General features: G+C 44.3%; 20 protein-coding genes. 2 read left to right on the top strand and 18 right to left on the bottom strand.

Going from position 1 to position 18928, the window contains the following annotated elements:
• From folK to glyA, 9 genes are all read right to left on the bottom strand, one after another.
• The coding region (folK, locus tag B3M51_RS09485; RefSeq protein ID WP_292758583.1) for a 2-amino-4-hydroxy-6-hydroxymethyldihydropteridine diphosphokinase at positions 1-266 on the bottom strand (266 nt) is incomplete at its 3' end.
• On the bottom strand, positions 266-1639 hold the full coding sequence (gene pcnB, locus B3M51_RS09480) for a polynucleotide adenylyltransferase PcnB (protein ID WP_292480376.1): 1374 nt from the start codon (positions 1637-1639) through the stop codon (positions 266-268). The genes folK and pcnB, both read right to left, overlap by 1 nt.
• Before the next feature lie 51 nt (positions 1640-1690).
• Entirely contained in the window at positions 1691-2263 is a 573-nt protein-coding gene (gene rnhB, locus B3M51_RS09475) for a ribonuclease HII (RefSeq protein ID WP_292480374.1), read from the bottom strand.
• Positions 2263-3393 (bottom strand): lipid-A-disaccharide synthase, encoded by a 1131-nt coding sequence (gene lpxB, locus B3M51_RS09470; RefSeq protein ID WP_292758580.1) that lies wholly within the window; start codon positions 3391-3393, stop codon positions 2263-2265. Before lpxB ends, rnhB begins: the two co-directional genes overlap by 1 nt.
• Positions 3394-3403: 10 nt before the next feature.
• Positions 3404-4510 carry a bifunctional 3,4-dihydroxy-2-butanone-4-phosphate synthase/GTP cyclohydrolase II gene (ribBA, locus tag B3M51_RS09465; RefSeq protein WP_292758577.1) on the bottom strand — a complete coding sequence of 369 codons (1107 nt, stop codon included), beginning with the start codon at positions 4508-4510 and terminating at the stop codon, positions 3404-3406.
• Entirely contained in the window at positions 4511-5152 is a 642-nt protein-coding gene (locus B3M51_RS09460; protein WP_292758574.1) for a riboflavin synthase, read from the bottom strand.
• A 2-nt stretch (positions 5153-5154) separates the two neighbouring features.
• Positions 5155-6252: a bifunctional diaminohydroxyphosphoribosylaminopyrimidine deaminase/5-amino-6-(5-phosphoribosylamino)uracil reductase RibD gene (gene ribD / locus B3M51_RS09455; protein ID WP_292758571.1), complete on the bottom strand. Its 1098-nt coding sequence runs from the start codon at positions 6250-6252 to the stop codon at positions 5155-5157.
• 87 nt (positions 6253-6339) lie between these two features.
• Positions 6340-6813 carry a transcriptional regulator NrdR gene (gene nrdR / locus B3M51_RS09450; protein WP_292357693.1) on the bottom strand — a complete coding sequence of 158 codons (474 nt, stop codon included), beginning with the start codon at positions 6811-6813 and terminating at the stop codon, positions 6340-6342.
• Positions 6814-6827: 14 nt separating this feature from the next.
• Positions 6828-8081 (bottom strand): serine hydroxymethyltransferase, encoded by a 1254-nt coding sequence (glyA, locus tag B3M51_RS09445; RefSeq protein ID WP_292758568.1) that lies wholly within the window; start codon positions 8079-8081, stop codon positions 6828-6830.
• Between the two features lie 104 nt (positions 8082-8185).
• Between glyA and B3M51_RS09440 the strand changes: the two genes are divergently transcribed.
• The gene (locus B3M51_RS09440; protein WP_292758565.1) at positions 8186-9049 is read left to right on the top strand and encodes an NAD(P)-dependent oxidoreductase; all 864 of its coding nucleotides are present in this window, start codon (positions 8186-8188) and stop codon (positions 9047-9049) included.
• A gap of 55 nt (positions 9050-9104) precedes the next feature.
• Here B3M51_RS09440 and B3M51_RS09435 read toward each other — a convergent pair whose 3' ends face one another.
• From B3M51_RS09435 to rho, 9 genes are all read right to left on the bottom strand, one after another.
• Positions 9105-10400: an adenylosuccinate synthase gene (locus B3M51_RS09435; RefSeq protein WP_292480360.1), complete on the bottom strand. Its 1296-nt coding sequence runs from the start codon at positions 10398-10400 to the stop codon at positions 9105-9107.
• Positions 10393-11583 (bottom strand): ATP phosphoribosyltransferase regulatory subunit, encoded by a 1191-nt coding sequence (locus tag B3M51_RS09430; protein WP_292758561.1) that lies wholly within the window; start codon positions 11581-11583, stop codon positions 10393-10395. Before B3M51_RS09430 ends, B3M51_RS09435 begins: the two co-directional genes overlap by 8 nt.
• 5 nt (positions 11584-11588) lie before the next feature.
• Positions 11589-11786, bottom strand: coding sequence for a DUF2065 domain-containing protein (locus tag B3M51_RS09425; protein WP_292480356.1), 198 nt, complete (start codon positions 11784-11786; stop codon positions 11589-11591).
• Positions 11783-12655: a protease modulator HflC gene (gene hflC, locus B3M51_RS09420; protein WP_292758558.1), complete on the bottom strand. Its 873-nt coding sequence runs from the start codon at positions 12653-12655 to the stop codon at positions 11783-11785. The genes B3M51_RS09425 and hflC overlap by 4 nt, the downstream gene beginning before the upstream one ends.
• A 2-nt stretch (positions 12656-12657) precedes the next feature.
• The gene (gene hflK, locus B3M51_RS09415; RefSeq protein WP_292758555.1) at positions 12658-13869 is read right to left on the bottom strand and encodes an FtsH protease activity modulator HflK; all 1212 of its coding nucleotides are present in this window, start codon (positions 13867-13869) and stop codon (positions 12658-12660) included.
• Between the two features lie 94 nt (positions 13870-13963).
• The gene (gene hflX / locus B3M51_RS09410) at positions 13964-15109 is read right to left on the bottom strand and encodes a ribosome rescue GTPase HflX (protein WP_292758552.1); all 1146 of its coding nucleotides are present in this window, start codon (positions 15107-15109) and stop codon (positions 13964-13966) included.
• A 13-nt stretch (positions 15110-15122) separates the two neighbouring features.
• Positions 15123-15347, bottom strand: a complete 225-nt coding sequence (hfq, locus tag B3M51_RS09405) for an RNA chaperone Hfq (RefSeq protein ID WP_292758548.1) — start codon at positions 15345-15347, stop codon at positions 15123-15125.
• 75 nt (positions 15348-15422) lie between these two features.
• Positions 15423-16340, bottom strand: a complete 918-nt coding sequence (gene miaA, locus B3M51_RS09400; RefSeq protein WP_292758545.1) for a tRNA (adenosine(37)-N6)-dimethylallyltransferase MiaA — start codon at positions 16338-16340, stop codon at positions 15423-15425.
• Between the two features lie 47 nt (positions 16341-16387).
• A complete protein-coding gene (gene rho, locus B3M51_RS09395; protein WP_014707466.1) occupies positions 16388-17647 on the bottom strand; it encodes a transcription termination factor Rho in 1260 nt (419 codons plus the stop codon).
• 249 nt (positions 17648-17896) lie between these two features.
• Here rho and B3M51_RS09390 point away from each other — a divergent pair, with 249 nt between their 5' ends.
• On the top strand, positions 17897-18460 hold the full coding sequence (locus B3M51_RS09390; RefSeq protein WP_292758542.1) for a Slp family lipoprotein: 564 nt from the start codon (positions 17897-17899) through the stop codon (positions 18458-18460).
• Positions 18461-18928 lie beyond the last annotated feature (468 nt).

The raw sequence follows: 18928 nt of genomic DNA, 5'->3' as shown, positions 1-18928 counted from the left end.
CCCCAATGCCGCTTTCGTTCGCGTCCATGGAGTTGTTCGACAGATTGTAAAGCATCAAGTAACTGATGTGGACTGAGAGATGTTTCCAATGATATCACCGCATTAATGTAATCAGGCTGATCGGCTGGCCCCATGGGCGGGCTCTGATACAACGAAGATACGGTGATGATGGTTACTCCGGCTAATGACTGTAAATCATTTATTGCCGTTTTTATCTGTTGCAGTGGGTTTTGCAGATTACTGCCGAGTCCAATATAAACGAGCATTATTCAACTTTTTTATTAGCAGGTTTACGACGACGGCGACGACGAGGTTTGCGTTTATCTGTCTCTCCGCCATTACCTAATGCATTAACCATTTCGGTCTGCGTAGTAGCAGATGTCTGCTGAAAGGTAGTCCACCAGTCAGTCAGCTCTTGCAAAGGTTCACCGGATTGGGCTCGTAATGCCAGAAAATCGTAACCCGCACGAAACTTGGGATGCAATAACAAAGCAAAAGCACGTTTACCCTGACGGCGTGTCAATCTTGGTTGCATGGTCCAGATATCCCGGGTAACCAGACTGAAGCGCTTGGGAATAGCCACAGTTTGAATCTGCTCGGATAACACTTCACCAGCAGCACGCTGCATGGCGGGGATTTCAGGCATTTCCTTACTCAGCTCCAGCCAACGTTGGCGCAATGGCTCCCATAATAAAGCCGCGAACAAAAACGCGGGAGTAACCGGTTTGTTGTCGGCCAATCGTTTGTCAGTATTTTCCAGCGCTTTCATCAACAAGGTACGCGGAAAACCATTATTTTCCTGATGTAACAAGGCCGCTGTTTGGGGATAAAGATGATCAAACACACCGTAATGACAAAGTAACTCGTGAGTTACTGCCGCCTGCCCGCTTAAATATAGCTTTAAGGTTTCATCAAATAATCTGGCAGGAGGAATATCGCTGAGTAATGGTGCCAGATCTACAATTAATTGTTCAGTTTCGGCTTCCAGCTTTAAACCCAATTTAGCCATAAAACGTACTGCACGAAGCATTCTCACCGGATCTTCACGATATCTGACGGGTTTATCACCAATTAGGCGAATCAGACCTGCCTGCAGATCGGCAATACCACCAGTGTAATCAACAATCGAGAAGTCTCTAATGTTGTAATAAAGGGCGTTAATGGTGAAATCACGACGCCACGCATCCTGCTCTAATGTGCCGTACACATTATCCTGCATGATACGACCTTGCTTATCGACATGATTTTTAGCTTCAGGGGGCGCTCGGAAAGTGGCTACTTCAATAATCTCATCACGACCAAAGCGCACATGAACCAGCTTGAAACGCCGCCCAATTAACTGGCTACGACGGAATAACCGATGTACCTGCTCAGGCAGGGCATTGGTAGAAATATCAAAATCCTTGGGTTCATAACCCAATAACAAATCCCGTACACAGCCACCCACCAGATAGGCCTCAAAGCCAGCATCTTTAAGGGTATAAAGCACCTTTAAGGCACTGGGACTGATTAACTGTCGGGAAATATTATGGTCAGCGCGCGACACAATAAGTGGTGCGGCTCCCTCGGCTGCTGCGCGGCTTTTTTTACCGGCTTTGATCCGTTTGAATGAATTGATGAGTGAATTTATCGAAAGCATAAGGTGCGAATAATACCATGCTTAAAGGCGATAACCGGAAATTGCATCAATTTATCTTATTGCCCGGCGAACCGGCGCAAATGACTGTCGATGAATTGGTGAAGGACCTAAATCGATTAATGCCTGTTGATGTTGAGCAGTTGGATAACCTTTATGTTTAGCCAGACCATAGCCGGGATAAAGTTGATCCAAAACCAACATCTCACGATCTCTGGCAACCTTTGCCAGTATTGAGGCTGCGGCAATGGCAGGCTCTGTTAAATCACCTTTAATGATGGTGGTAACAGGACAGGGCAATTTTGGGGCATGGTTACCATCAACCAAGGCATGTACCAACTCATAAGGCAAAGCGGCCACTGCACGTTGCATCGCCAACAAACTGGCTTGCAAAATATTCAATTGATCAATTTCTTCGACTTCTGCCCGGCCCAATGCCCACGCATAAGCATATTCTTCAATTAACGGCACAAGCTGTTCACGGCGTTTTTCACTGAGTTTTTTAGAATCGGTCAATCCTGTAATAGGTTTATTAGGATTGAGTATGACTGCCGCGGTAACCACTGGCCCTGCCAAAGGCCCCCTGCCAACTTCATCTATTCCAGCAATTAAGACAACTGACTGCATTAAATCAAACTCAGTACAAGTTTTGCAGCATTCTCCGCCCCACCAGTTGGGCCAAGCGCTTGTTTGACCTGCTGACGAATGTTTTCAGCGTGCTGCTGCCGTTGGGGATGGGTAAGCAAATCCATTAGCTGCTGTTCCAATCGAACTGGCGTAACGTCATCCTGGAGCAATTCTTTAATTGCCGGCTGTTTTGTCACAATATTGCACAACCCAACATACGGGATTTTCACCAGGCGTTTGAGTATCCGGTAACTCCATGGAGAAACTTTATAGGTAATAAAATGAGGTACACCCAGTAATGCAATTTCCAGCGTCACTGTTCCCGAGGCTGCCACAATCGCATCACAGGCCTGAATAACCTCATAAAAATCATTCTTGATAACGCTTATATTTAAAGGTGATCCAGCCAAATATTGTTGCAGATAGCTTTCCTCAATACCTGGGGCCTGGGGAATGACTATCTGAATCGGAAAATGCCGTTTTTCAATACGTTGAGCAGCTTCCAGCATTACTGGCAATAAGACTGATATTTCACTGCGACGACTACCGGGAAATAAACCAATAACCCGAATATCTTTATCTAATGAGAATTTTTCGCGTGCTGCAGATTTGGACAATTCAGTATGCACAGCATCTACTAAAGGATGCCCTACACAGGTAACGGCAACGTCTGCCTTCTCATATATTTCCTGTTCAAATGGAAATAACACGGCCATATGGTCAACATCACGTTTGATTTGTTCGATTCGCCCTGCCCGCCAGGCCCAGATCTTCGGGCTGATGTAATACAAAACTTTAATGCCGAGTTTCTTGGCCTGTTTAGCCAATTTAAGATTAAAGCCGGGATAATCGATCAGAATTAGCAAATCGGGTGGCTGACGACGTAATTCGGCAACCACCTGATTAAAAATGTTTTTGATTCTGGGGTAACGCTTAATCACCTCAACCAGGCCCATCACCGCCAATTCAGCAAAATCAATACTGATATCGGCACCCGCTGCCCGCATTTTGTCACCGCCTATACCCGTTATATAGATTGAAGGTTGCTGCTGCTTTAATGCGGCCACCAGACGTGCGGCATGAGCTTCGCCCGAAGCTTCACCAGCCACAATGTAAATATGATTACTCACGAATACGGGCTCAGTCTTCTACATAACCGGTTAATTCAAGTCCAAAACCGGAAACACCGGTCAGCTTGGTTGGAGTACCAATTACTCGCATTTTACGTATGCCCAAATCAGCAAGGATCTGCGCGCCAACACCAAAGGTTCTCAAATCCCAACTGGCTTTGAACTGTGCAGCTTCGCCTTGATCCTGCTGCTGATAACGGGCAATTTTTGCGGCCAGTTGTTTGTTCTGTTCAGGCTGTCGTAATACCACAAGCACACCTTTTCCAGCTTGCTGAATTCGTTGCATCACATCAGGTAAGGGCCAATGGGTGGGTTCACGCTTTGATGCCAGCAAATCCCCTAAGGGATCAGCCATATGCACACGTACTAATGTTTCCTGTTCTGCATTAATTTCGCCATATACTAGCGCCAGATGCGTTTGACCACTTACATCATCCTGATAACTGTGCAGGGTGAAATCACCATATTCGGTGGGAAATTCACAGGTCGACATGGCTTTAATCGTCATTTCATTTTGCAGACGATAGCTGATCAAATCTGCAATAGTGCCAATTTTAAGTTGATGTGTTTCAGCAAATTTCTCCAGATCAGGGCGACGTGCCATGCTGCCATCATCGTTTAGAATTTCGACAATAACTGCAGCCGGCGTACACCCTGCCATTTGAGCTAAATCGCAACCTGCTTCCGTATGACCAGCACGGGTTAATACACCACCCGGCTGTGCTTTTAATGGAAAGATATGTCCGGGTTGCACCAGATCCTCAGGTTTGGCCTGAGATGCGACGGCTTTTTGAATGGTTAATGCACGATCGGCTGCAGAAATACCTGTTGTCACACCATCAGCCGCCTCAATTGAAACTGTGAAGTTGGTGGCATAAGGTGTTTGATTATCGGTCACCATAAGTGGCAGACGCAGCTGACGACAACGATCTTCAGTTAATGTGAGGCAAATCAATCCCCGACCAAATTTAGCCATAAAGTTAACGGCTTCTGCAGTAACTTTATCAGCAGCCATGACTAAATCACCTTCATTTTCGCGATCTTCATCATCCATAATAATGACCATTTTACCTTGCTTCAGATCGTCGATAATTTCTTGAGTGCTGTTGATTTGCATTTAGCGAATATAACCCTGTTGAGTAAGAAAATCACGGCTGATGGTGGAGCCAGTCTGAGGTAGCAGCCGCTCCAAGTAACGAGCGATCAGATCGACTTCCAAATTGACCTTAGTACCAGTTTGATAGTGTTTGATAATGGTTTCTTCAAGCGTATGCGGAATGATATTAATATCAAATCCTCCGTCAAAAACACCATTGACTGTCAGACTTACACCATCAATGGTAATTGAACCTTTTTCTGCGATATAACGCTCCAGTTCTGCCGGAGCTTTAATCTTATATTGCCATGAACGGGCCGAAGCCGTTTTACTGATCACTTCACCTAATCCATCAACATGCCCGCTGACCATATGACCGCCTAAACGATCCCCAACAGCAAGGGCTTTTTCCAAATTGGCTTCACTGCCGGTTTTTAATTGTCCCAGACTGGTTCGTTGTAAAGTCTCCTGAGAGACATCAAACTGTAAACTTCTGCTCGCCATTTCGACTACGGTTAAACACACACCATTGACCGCGATACTGTCACCCAGTTTTACATCTGTCAGATCCAGTTTGGCTGGATCAATATGCAAACGAATATCACCGCCGCGTGATTCGAGTGATTTCAGCTGGCCTACGGCCGCGATAATACCTGTAAACATGTTTAAAAAGCCTCGTTGTACTCTGGAACTGCAGTAATACGCCAGTCCTGACCAATTGCCCGTATATCGGTAATGTGTAATTGAATATTTTGTGCCATGCGATCCATCCCGGGCAGATGAAATACTGCTCTGGCCGCATCCCCCATCAGTTTTGGTGCCACATAAAAAATCATTTCATCAATTAACTGTGAACGTAACAAAGCACCATTTAACACTGCACCAGCTTCGACCATTACTTCATTAATTTCACGTTTGGCCAGTACAGCCAGCATACCGCTCAAATCAACCTGATTATTTGGTGCAGGTAATACAATGGTTTCCACATCAGCGCGTACCATTCGCTCACATGCTGTAAACAACAATACTTTAGCGTCATTGAGAATTTGGGCTGAAGTCGGCATACGCAGTTCACTGTCTACGACAACTTTTAAAGGTTGTCGGATGCTCTCACCATGAGGATACCATTCATCTACATGACGAACGTTAAGTAACGGATCATCTGCCAGCACCGTACCGACACCTGTCAGGATCGCTGAGCTGCGAGCACGGAGTTTCTGTACATCGGCCCGAGCTTCAGCGCCAGTTATCCATTTACTTTCTCCTGAAGCCATTGCGGTGCGGCCATCAAGACTCATGGCCATTTTACTTCGCACAAAAGGCCTGCCTAGGCGCATACGTTGAATGAAGCCTGGATTTAATTGTTCCGCCAGGGATTGCAAAATCCCTTGATGAACTTCAATACCTGCTTGTTCGATACGCTGAATACCCGTTCCAGATACAACCGGATTAGGGTCAGTCATTGCCACAAATAAACGTTTGATACCTGCACGGATTAATGCATCAGCACATGGCGGAGTTCGTCCAAAATGACTGCAGGGCTCAAGGGTTACATAACAATCTGCGCCTTCTGCTTCATGTCCGGCATCATGCAGAGCATTTATCTCGGCGTGAGCTTCTCCGGCACGATGGTGCCACCCCTGTCCAATTACCTGATCATTTTTTACAATCACACAGCCAACGCGTGGGTTAGGATCCGCTGTATATAATCCTTTCCAGGCAAGTTGTATTGCCTGTGCCATAAATTGTTCGTGTTGGCTCATTGGGAGTGCCTCCACAGATTACCGTTCGTTATGATTGTAATCGCATTCGAATGATGCGTTGGCAGAAACTGGTGCTGACAGTAAGATTCAGCTGTCTTTATCAGATAATGCACGATTTTCCATACGTTCAATTTCTTCTCGAAACGCATTCACATCCTGAAAGCTTCGATAAACCGAAGCGAATCGGACATAAGCTACTTCATCCAGTTCACGTAATGCATCCATTACCCAATCACCCACCAGACGACTCTGCACTTCTCTTTCACCCGTTGCCCATAAGCGTCGAGTGATAGTTTTTACCGCATTATCAATAGCGTCAATACTGACCGGCCGTTTTTCCAGGGCCCGCATAATGCCAGCGCGTAATTTATTTTCGTCAAAGGCTTCACGGGTAGCATCGCGCTTAATCAACCTTGGCAAACTCAGTTCAGCAGTTTCATAAGTGGTAAACCGCTCATTACATTCCTGACACATACGACGACGGCGAATCGCATCTCCCTCGGAAGAAAGACGCGAATCGACGACTTTTGAATCTTCAGCTCCGCAAAACGGGCAACGCATCAGTCAGCTCAAACTTATGAATAAACTGGCAATCGTTTGCAGATCGTCATTACTTTGTCACGAATAGCTGCAATCACTTTTTCATCACCATGACTATCAATAACATCACACATCCAGCCAGCCAAATCGGTGCAATCCTGCTCGCTAAACCCACGTGTGGTTACCGCTGGTGTACCGACACGAATACCAGAGGTAACGAATGGTGATTGCGGGTCATTAGGCACAGCATTTTTATTGACCGTAATATGGGCATTACCCAACCAGGCATCGACTTCTTTACCGGTCAGTCCCGCTTCAATAAAGCTGACCAGGAACAAATGGTCATCGGTTCCTTTAGAAATCACATCATAACCACGGGCCATAAAGACTTTGGCCATCGCCTGAGCGTTTTTGATGACTTGCTGTTGATAGGTTTTGAACTCAGGTAACATTGCTTCCTTGAAAGCAACGGCTTTAGCCGCTATCACATGCATTAATGGACCACCCTGAAAACCAGGGAAAACAGCTGAGTTCAGTTTTTTCTCAATCTCGGGATTGGATTTGGCCAGAATCAGACCACCACGTGGGCCTCTTAATGTTTTGTGAGTCGTCGTAGTTGTCACATCAGCAATTTGTACTGGATTTGGATACAGGCCAGCAGCGACCAAACCAGCAATATGAGCCATATCAACCAGTAAATATGCACCGACTGAATCCGCAATATCGCGGAATTTTTGCCAGTCGATAATGCGAGAATAAGCCGAAAAACCGGCAACAATCAATTTAGGCTGATGTTCTTTTGCCAGTCGTTCAACTTCACTGTAATCAATTTCACCAGAATCACTACTGATGCCATAAGCCACGGAATTATAGATTTTGCCTGAAGCACTGACTTTCGCGCCATGAGTTAAATGACCTCCGTGTGCCAGACTCATACCCAGAATCATATCGCCGGGTTGCAATAAAGCCAGATAAACTGCAGCATTTGCCTGTGAACCTGAATGTGGTTGCACGTTGGCATAATCAGCACCAAACAAAGCTTTTGCACGTTCAATAGCCAAATCTTCAGCGGTATCAACGTGTTCACAACCGCCATAATAACGTTTACCGGGATAACCTTCTGCGTATTTGTTGGTTAACAATGAGCCCTGAGCTTCCATCACCCGTGGACTTGTATAGTTCTCAGAAGCAATTAATTCGATGTGATCTTCCTGACGCTGTTCTTCAGCAGAAATTGCCTGAAACAACTCGTCATCAAAATCAGCGATGCTCATGTTTTTTTTGTACACAGTTTTCCCCTGTAGCGGCTGTAAATGCCCGCATATTGTATCCCACAACGCACGTAGCATCTATGTAAGAATAGATTTTTTAATTCATCCAAACTGGAGTCATTATGAAAATAGGTATTCTTGGTGGTGGCCTTATGGGAAATGCCCTGGCACAACATCTTCTCAACCAGCAATGTGAATTGAGTATATACAACAGAAGTATTGAAAAAATTGCAGATTTAAATACTCATGGCGCCCGGGTCTGTAGCGCTGCCAGTGAAGCTGTAGAACAAAGCGAGATTGTAGTTTTATTGTTAAGCGATGCCGATGCAATTGCGACTGTTTTGGACAGTGTTGCGCCCAGCGCATTTATGGATAAGTTATTTATCCAAATGGGTACGATCGCACCACAACAGTCACAGCACATTGAGCATCAGCTAAACAGTGCCGGCGCCGAATATCTTGAGTGCCCGGTATTAGGAAGCTTGCCAGAAGCCCGAAGCGGCAAACTGATTCTGATGGCAGCTGGAATGGAGGATAATTATCAACGGGCGCTTCCTTTATTAAAAATGATTGGCGAAACGCCTCGTTATATTGGAAGAACTGGTCAGGCAGCGGCAGTTAAATTAGCGTTGAATCAATTAATTGCTGGCCTTACAGCAACCTTTTCATTGAGTCTGGCCTTGATTGAAGAGAACGGGATTGACGTTGATCAATTTATGCAGATTTTGCGTGAAAGTGCTTTATATGCTCCAACCTTTGATAAAAAGCTGGATCGTATGCGCAATCGAAATTTCAGCGATCCTAATTTTCCAACTAAACATCTGGCAAAAGATACACGTTTGTTTCTTGAGGTTGGGGAGCAACTTCGTCTTGATACCAGTGCATTAGAAGGCATCAATCGATTACTCGATAAAACCATTGCCATGGGTCTGGATAATACTGATTATTCAGCGTTATATGCTGCGATTTCGCCCGATAGAAAATAATTCCGCAACCAAAAACGCCCTCCAGTAGAGGGCGTTTAATAAGTTTCAGTCTTTTTTACAGGCTGAACAAATCACGGCGAACAATGGTTTCACAGCGATCCGGACCGGTGGAAATAATATCAATCGGCACACCGGCCAATTCCTGAATCTTGTTAATATAGTTACGAGCATTTTCCGGCAAGGCATCAAACTCAGTAATACCCAATGTGGAATCCTGCCAACCGGGCATATCAATATATACCGGTTCACATCCTTCAAACTCATCAGCACTCAGTGGCAGAACAGTTACATCTTCACCATGGCGTTTGTAACCAATGCACAAGCGAATCGTTTCCAGTCCATCCAGTACATCCAGTTTGGTTAAACATAAGCCGGTAATACTGTTAATCCAGCTGGCACGGTTTAATGCCACCATATCCAACCAGCCACAACGACGATCACGACCGGTTGTAGAACCTTTTTCGTGACCTTTTTCAGATAAATGTTTACCGATACCACAGCTTAATTCTGATGGAAATGGACCTGCGCCGACACGGGTAGCATAGGCTTTGGTAATACCCAATACATAATCAATATGACAAGGTCCTACACCTGCACCCGTTGCGCTACCACCGGCCGTTGTATTGGATGAGGTGACATAAGGGTAGGTTCCGTGGTCAATATCCAGCAACGCGCCCTGAGCGCCTTCAAACATCACACGATCACCGTTGAGATAATACTGTTGCAGCATCGCCGGAATATCCGCAATCATTGGCAGTAGCACATCTCGCATGGCTAAAGTTTCATCACGTACCTGCTCAAAACTTACAGGAGCAGCCTGATAGTAATTTATCAAGGCAAAATTATGAAAGCTGACAACTTCACGGAGTTTTTCTACAAATTTTTGCTCGTTAGCCAGATCACCAAGCCGTAAACCACGACGAGCTACTTTATCTTCATAAGCGGGACCAATACCGCGACCAGTCGTACCAATCGCATCCTTACCGCGGCGTGACTCTCTGGCAACATCCAGCGCTACGTGATATGGCAAAATCAACGGACAGGCAGCACTGATTTTCAGACGCTGGCGAACTGGGATACCATTTGCTTCCAATTCGTTCATTTCTTTGATTAATGCTTCTGGCGATAACACCACACCGTTACCAATAAGACATTGAACATGTTCACGCAATATACCGGACGGGATCAAATGCAAAATGGTTTTTTTGCCCTCAATAACCAGGGTATGTCCTGCATTATGTCCGCCTTGAAAACGCACAACAGCAGAAACGCTGTCGGTCAGCAGATCAACAACTTTGCCTTTACCTTCATCACCCCATTGGGAACCAATTACTACAATATTTTTAGCCACGCGTGTTATTTCCTGTCTCGACCACTTGCCAGCGGCCATCTTGTTGAATCAATGTTTTATCGGTTTGTGTGGTACTGCCAGGCAAATCAAATACAATAATATTTCCCTGTTCACGTAAGTTTGCGACCAATTCCAGCTGTTGCGGATCAGTTGACCATTCCGTTGCTATAACCTGACGTTTTTCAGTCGGTTTGGGGAAACTGGTAACCAGCTTTTTCAAATCCAGGCTAAAGCCAGTCGCGGGCTGGGCATGACCGAAATCCTGACCAATATCATCATATCTGCCACCCAATGCAATCGCCTGTGCCGAATTTGACTGATAAGCCGCAAAAACCACTCCGGTATGATAGTGATAGCCTCGAAGCTCTGCCAGGTCAAAGTTCAATTGAATCTTTGGTAAGCGTTGTTGTGCCATCTCGGCAAGAACAACAAGTGTATCGAGTGCTTTTAATACCGAATCTGGTGCGTCCTGTAATATACGTTTTGCTTTATCCAGTACGCTGACGTCACCGTTTAATTCGGATAGAGCCGCCAACATATTACTGGCGTTTTCAGCAATAGCGTAACCTGATAATAAATGCAGTATTTCTGGCAAGGCCTTACGTTGCATGGCTGAAAACAGTGCCTGTTCTTGCTCATCATCCAGTTCTGCAAAATCAGCTAATCCACGATAAATACCCACATGACCTATATCTAAAGAGATTGAGCCTGAAACACCACTGATCTCTAGTAACTCGACCATCAGCTGGATACTTTCCATATCACTTTCCGGACCCGCATGGCCATATATTTCAGCACCTAATTGGATAGGATTACGTGAACTGGCCTGACCGGCCGGTAATGTATGCAATACGCTACCGATATAGCAAAGACGTAATACATCTGAGCTATCACGTAAGCGATGAGCAGCAATTCTGGCAACTTGGGGAGTCATATCAGCACGAATACCAAGCAACCGACCGGATAACTGATCTATCAATTTAAAGGTTTGCAGATCCAGGGTTTTTGCGGTTCCGGTTAATAAGGAATCCAGGTATTCAACAAGGGGGGGAACAACAAGCTGGTAGCCCCAGCTTTGCATACGATCAACCAACAGCCGATGCATTCGTTCCAGCTGTGCAGCCTCTTCAGGCATTAATTCATCGATGCCCTCGGGGAGCAACCAACTTTCTTTTAGTGTCATGTAAATTACTTAACCCAGTATAAAATCAACAGGCCAGCTAGCATACTCAGCAATCCAGTTATGCGTATTTGCTGATCCGTCATTGTGGCAATCTGGAGTATGGCTCGCCTTAATGCTGCGGGATTAACAAACGGCAAAATCCCTTCAATAACCAACATTAATGCGGTGGCGAGCCATAGACTCTGAATCAGCGAGTCACTCACTGTTCCAATGTATTCAAGTCACTAAAACTGCTGAAAAAATCACCTTTCGGTTCAATAACCAGCAAATCATCCCCTTGGAAGATATGCTTATATGCTCCTAGACGGCGATAGAAAGAATAAAAATTCTCATTCTGACCATAGGCATCGGCATAAATCTGGGTTGCAGTCGCATCACCTTCACCACGTAACATTTCTGATTGGCGATTTGCCTCAGCCAGTATTACGGTACGTTGTCTGTCTGCATCTGAACGAATTTTTTCTGCTTCTTCCGCACCACGCGAACGTAAATCTTTAGCTACACGTTCACGTTCAGCTTCCATCCGGGTGTAAACCGATGAACTTACTTCGGTAGGCAAATCAATACGTTTAATACGGACATTAACAACCTCAATACCAAACTCGTTTGAAATCCTGTTTGCTTCATCCATCAGGCCACTGACCATCTCTGAACGTTCACCAGAAACCACTTCCTGAATCGTGCGACGCCCAAATTCGGCACGTAAACCATCTTTTATGATTTGTGATAACCGTAATCTGGCACTCTCTTCATCACCACCCATCGAAGTGAAGTAATCAGCAACGTTTGAAATACGCCAAAGGATAAAAGAATCCACAATAACGTTTTTCTTTTCGCCGGTTAGATAACGTGCTGGTGTGGCATCAAGACTGAGAATACGACCATCAAAGCGACGAACTTCATTAACAAATGGAATTTTGAAATGAATGCCCGGCTCAAAATCTGCATGTTCAATTTGACCTAAACGAAGCAATATAACGCGCTCACGTTCATCCACAAAGAAAATCGCAGAACTCATCGTGATCAATGCCAGGACAACGATAAAAATAATTGTAGTAAATTTAGAACTCATGATTAACGTCCTCCCCGGCTACGTGATCCATCCTGAGCAGAGGAACTTGTGGTGGATGTGTTGGTGCTATTACCTGTTGTCGGGTAATTCAAGTTATTTAAATCTACACGAGGAGCATTACCACCACTGCTACGCATTCTATCCAATGGCAAGTAAAGAACATTGTTTCCACCGCTATCAATATCTACCATTACTTTCTGACTGCGACTGTAGACAGATTCCATAGCATCAATGTAGAGACGTTCCTGGGTGATTAATGGGGCTTTCTCGTATTCGGTCATAACCTGAACAAAACGACTGGCTTCACCATTTGCCTTGGCAACCACCTGACTCTTGTAAGCTTCGGCTTCCTGAATATCACGGAAGGCCTGACCGCGAGCTCGTGGAATAATATCGTTTGCGTAGGCTTCAGCTTCATTCTTCTGTCTAACTTCATCTTCACGTGCTTTGACCACGTCTGCAAAAGCTGACTGAACCTGCTCAGGCGGTTGAACATCCTGCATACTGACACTGGTAACTGTCAAACCGGTAGCATGTGCATCCAGCATGGCTTGCAAGCGTTGTTCAGTACGGGTGGCAACTTCACTCCGTCCCTCAGTTAATACAAAGTCCATTGTCGATTGACCAACAACTTCACGAACGGCACTTTCCATCATTTGACGGAGAATGGTGTCTGGAGTACGCACATTAAAAAGATATTGCGCCGCATCGTTAATGCGATATTGGCCAGCGATCTTTAAGTCGACAATATTTTCGTCATTGGTCAACATCAAAGACTCAGACAAAACATTACTTTCTGGTCTGCCACCTGCAGAACGATAACCAATCTCAACTGAACGTATTTTTGCAACATCAACTACTTCAACCTTATCTATTGGATAAGGGAAATGCCAGTGAGGTCCAGGCATAGCAGTGTGACTGTATTGGCCAAAACGTAAAACGACCCCACGCTCGGCTGGTTCGACAATATAGATACCGGATAGCAACCAAACCAATAAAATAATAGCGGCGATTAAGCCTGCGCCAATTGAACCGGCTTTGTTATTGCCTTCTGGCGGTTGAGTATTATTTCCGCCACCTTTGCCACCAAACATACCGGCAAACTTACGCTGTAGGTTTTTTACAACTTCATCAAGATCAGGGGGGCCATCATTGCCGCCACCACGCTTACCCCATGGGTCTTTATCACCACTACCGGGTTCATTCCAAGCCATGTACCGCTCCAAAATTTAATTTATGATTTTCAATGTGGAAACCGAATGAATCTATTTTACGGACATGGGTGCCGATAGCAACCAAAAGTCCGTTTTAATTGACCGATTCAATCGTTGAGAGTTGCTCAGGAAAATATTCTTGTAATGCCATCCTCAATAGATCCAAGCCTTCACCTGTTTGAGCAGAAAGCCAGATTCGACGTATTTTTCCATTCTGATCACGTTCAATTTTTGGCTGAACATTTTCCAGGCGATCAATTTTGTTATAAATAATCAATTGCGGTAACTCGTCAGCACCTATCTGCTGCAGGACATCGTCAACATGTTTCATCAACTCATCCCTGTCAAGTGCTGCTGCATCTACAACATGTAATAGCAGGGAAGCATCCCGTGTTTCTTCCAACGTTGAACTGAAAGATTCAACTAAATCATGCGGTAGCTGGCGAATAAACCCGACGGTGTCGGCAATTATCAGTGGTTCTGTATCCGCCAATCTTAATCGACGCAGTGTAGGATCCAATGTAGCGAACAAACGATCATCAGCATATACATCAGCAGCCGTCATTCGATTAAAAAGCGTTGATTTACCTACGTTGGTATACCCTACCAGAGAAATAACCGGCACACCGGCACGTTGTCTTGAACGTCGCCCCTGATCCCGTTGTGAACGGACTTTATCAAGGCGCTTCTTAAGGGACTTGATGCGTTGTCCAAGCAGCCTTCTATCTGTTTCTAACTGTGTTTCACCAGGACCGCGTAAACCAATACCACCTTTTTGTCTTTCCAAATGAGTCCACCCACGAACCAGCCGGGTGGAAAGGTGCTGTAATTGTGCGAGTTCCACCTGAAGTTTGCCTTCATGCGAGCGGGCTCTTCGAGCAAAGATGTCCAGAATCAGACCAGTGCGGCCTAATACCCGACACTTTAACCGCTGTTCAAGATTACGTTCCTGACTGGGGGATAGTTCGTGGTTAAAAATCACTACCGCAGCATCATTCGCTGCTACAAGTTCAGCTATTTCTTCTACCTTGCCAGAACCGGCAAAATACTTTGAATCAGGACGCTGACGTTTGCCATGCACTACGGCTGATATATTGGTACCCGTTGAATTAACCAGTTCGAGGAATTCCTGTTGTTTTTCATCAAATCCCCGATCATTAAAATCAAGGTGAACTAAAACAACAGATTCCTGTTCGGAATTCTCTTCAAAAGCTGCATTGCTATCAGGCCGATCAAACAATCAATAAACTCCCTTATTCTTCATGGGTTATCTGAACATTTCTTGCAGGTACAATAGTCGAAATGGCATGTTTATAGACCATTTGATTCACTGAGTTTTTCAGTAAAATGACAAATTGATCGAAGGAATCAATCTGGCCCTGTAGTTTAATACCATTTACCAGATATATAGAAACTGAAACATTTTCTCGACGTAATGCGTTTAAAAAAGGATCCTGCAAGGATTGGGCTTTAGCCATTGTCGACTCCATCGTTGTTATTATTGTTAAACTTCAAGTTGTATATTAGGCATTCTAAAAGGCTGCACAGAATCGTCAAGCATTATCGGATGCAGCCAGCTCGTAACATATGAAATCCAATACCTGCTGTTCTGGTAAATCTGTACCACTGTCAAACCAGACACCATCTTTTTGGGCTCTTAACCAGGTCAGCTGACGTTTTGCCATTTGCCGTGTAGCAATAATTGCTTTTTCAATAAAGGTGGCTTCGTCATACTCTCCGCGCAGAAAAGACCATGCCTGTCTGTAGCCTACAGCACGAATTGATGGCAATGCAGCGTGCAAATCTTCACGCCGATACAGTTTCCTTACTTCATCAATAAATCCAGCTTGCATCATTGTTTCGTAACGTTTGGCGATTCGTTGATGCAGAATTTTTCGATCAAAGGGCGATAGAATTATTTTTATGACTTCATATGGCAATACAAAATCTGAATCTTTGGTTAATTCAGTTAATGTTTTTCCAGAAATCTCATAAACTTCCAAGGCACGTAATAATCTTTGCGGATCATTATTATGAATACGTTTTGCCGAAACAGGATCTATTTCGGCCAGTCGATTATGCAAATAGGTCAAACCAAACTGCTTAAGCTCATTATCTAGTCTTGATCGTACTTGTGTGTCAGCTTCTGGTAACTCTGCAATGCCATATTGTAATGTTTTAAAATACAGCATCGTTCCACCAACCAGCAATGGAATTTTGCCCCGCTGGGTAATATCATCCATTAATGCTAAGGCATCCTGGCGAAACCTTCCCGCCGAATAAGCCTCTGCAGGATCCAGAATATTCACCAGGTGATGGGGATACTTCTGCAAGGTAACTGCATCTGGCTTGGCAGTGCCAATATCCATCTGTTTGTACACAAGCGCTGAGTCAACACTGATGATTTCAACGGGTAGATTCTGGGCCAGAAATAGTGCCAGATCTGTTTTACCTGCGGCCGTCGGGCCCATTAAAAAAATGGCTGGTGGCGAAGCTTTGCCAGACAACAAATCGATAATTACCCTTGTTTCATTGAATCAAAAAACTCAACATTGGTTTTAGTCGATTTTAACCTATCCATCAAAAATTCCATTGCTTCAATCGGTTCCATTGGAGCCAGAATCTTACGTAATATCCACAGCTTCTGAAGATCTTCTTCATTAGTCAGTAATTCTTCACGGCGTGTACCTGAACGCGTGACATTAATCGCAGGATAAATACGACGGTCAGCCAATTTCCGTTCAAGTAATACTTCCATATTACCTGTACCTTTGAATTCTTCGAAAATAACCTCGTCCATACGTGAACCGGTTTCAATCAGGGCCGTTGCAATAATGGTTAAACTTCCACCTTCTTCTATATTTCGGGCCGCCCCAAAGAAACGTTTCGGACGTTGCAGAGCATTTGCATCGACACCACCAGTAAGGACCTTCCCGGATGAAGGTGACACTGTATTGTATGCACGTGCTAAACGGGTGATTGAATCTAACAGAATAACGACGTCATGCTTGTGTTCTACAAGGCGTTTCGCTTTCTCAATGACCATCTCGGCAACTTGCACGTGACGTGTTGCCGGTTCGTCAAAGGTACTTGAAACAACTTCTCCCCTTACAGAACGTTGCATCTCTGTAACTTCTTCCGGACGTTCATCAATCAATAATACAATGAGATCGCTTTCAGGATAATTTGAGGCAATTGATTGAGCTATTGATTGCAAAATCATGGTCTTACCAGATTTTGGTGGCGCAACAACCAAACCACGTTGTCCCTTACCAATTGGTGCAGCCAAATCGATAATACGAGCGGTCAAATCCTCTGTACTGCCATTGCCACGCTCAAGATTAAATCTTTCATTGGCAAACAATGGAGTGAGGTTTTCGAATGGGACTTTGTTGCGAGAGTTTTCTGGTTTTTCGTAGTTGATCTCATCAACTTTTACTAAAGCAAAATAACGTTCACTGTCTTTAGGTGGACGGATTTTACCTTTAATGGTGTCACCAGTTCTTAAGTGAAATCGGCGGATTTGGCTGGGTGAAACATATATATCATCTGGTCCAGCGACATAGGAGTCTTCAGGTGAACGTAAGAAGCCGAAACCATCTGGTAATAATTCTAAAACGCCCGTAGTGTAGACGTCATCCCCTTGTTTGGCATGTGCTTTAACAAGTGCAAATATTAATTCTTGTTTTCGATTGCGGGCAAGGCCCTCAAGATTCATGGAAAGTGCAAGTTCCATTAATTCAGCAGCGGACTGCTTTTTCAGTTCTGTCAGATTCATGTATTACCTAAAATGGGTTTTAAAATCAGGATTACCTTGGATGCGCGCGGAGAACGCGATTATGTGAAGTATGGGAGATTTAACCAGAAAATTGTCGCTAAGATTATCAGTATCTATTAAAAACGTCCAGCACTTTTAGGAAAAATCTCCCAAATATTTAAAGTCCTTCCCAAATAGTCTATTTATGAAACTTATACTACATTGGTTTTGTTCTAAATAGGTAAATCATTTTTTTCAAGGGTTCAATCAATGAAACAGCTGTCTGCATTTTTCGTGACAAGTTTTGTATTAGTTTTACTCTCCGGTTGCAGTAATATCCCGAAACAAATCACGACCGCTCCGAGTAACGATCTACAACTTAACGAAATCCAGGGAAAGATTGAAAATTTTGCCAATCAGGATGTCCGCTGGGGTGGCGAAGTAGTCAATGTGGAAAATAATAATGATGCTTCGATAATGCAAATTGTTCAATATCCACTTAACCATTACGGTAAACCGATTACAAATCAATCAAGTGATGGCCGTTTTCTGGCGAAAACAACGGAATTCATTGATCCTGTTGTTTACAAAAAAGGAACCTTGCTGACATTTACCGGAACCCTTAATGGAGAGGATTCAAGAAAAGTAGACCAGAAAGAGTTGATCATGCCTGTATTAGATGTTTCATCAATGTATAAGTGGCAACCATATCAGCCAATTCAGCGAGATCCTTTTTACGACCCTTTCTTTTATAACGGTTTTTACCCTTATCATGGATACCACAATAGATATTGGCACTATCCACGATTTGGTTATCCCTACTATTATTGGTAAAACAGCGAAATTGCCATGAACTGTTTATTTTGGGTACATAAAGTAAACATTAGAAAAGCCTCGTCTAACTAAACGGAGCTTTTTTGGATTCAAGTTCTTCTCTCTCCCTCTCATATAAATCACCTAGACAACTGAGCGACCGGGTGCTTTTATATTAAAGGCTGGGAGTTATTTATAGGGGTTAATGTATGCGGATAATGTAGGAGCCGTTATCGGTGACCTACTTTGATGAGATGCGTCCATTATCGCTTATCACCATGGACGGAGTGTATGCAAAGCAATGTCTGAAACATTGCTTGTCCTGGCGTTTTTGTTATTCACAGGGATGTGATGTATGTCGGTTTTGCAGGAGCAAAAACCGACCACTCCGTTCAAGTAGGTCACACTTTCTAAACTGCAAATAATAAAAAAGGCCACCCCTATCGGAGTGGCCTTTTCTATTATATAAAGCCTGGCAGTGACCTACTT

The organism is Methylophaga sp. UBA2689 (assembly GCA_002354555.1).
Classification (GTDB): domain Bacteria; phylum Pseudomonadota; class Gammaproteobacteria; order Nitrosococcales; family Methylophagaceae; genus Methylophaga.
Note: the sequence above shows the minus strand (reverse complement) of the source record. Positions and strands in the feature narration are given on the sequence as shown.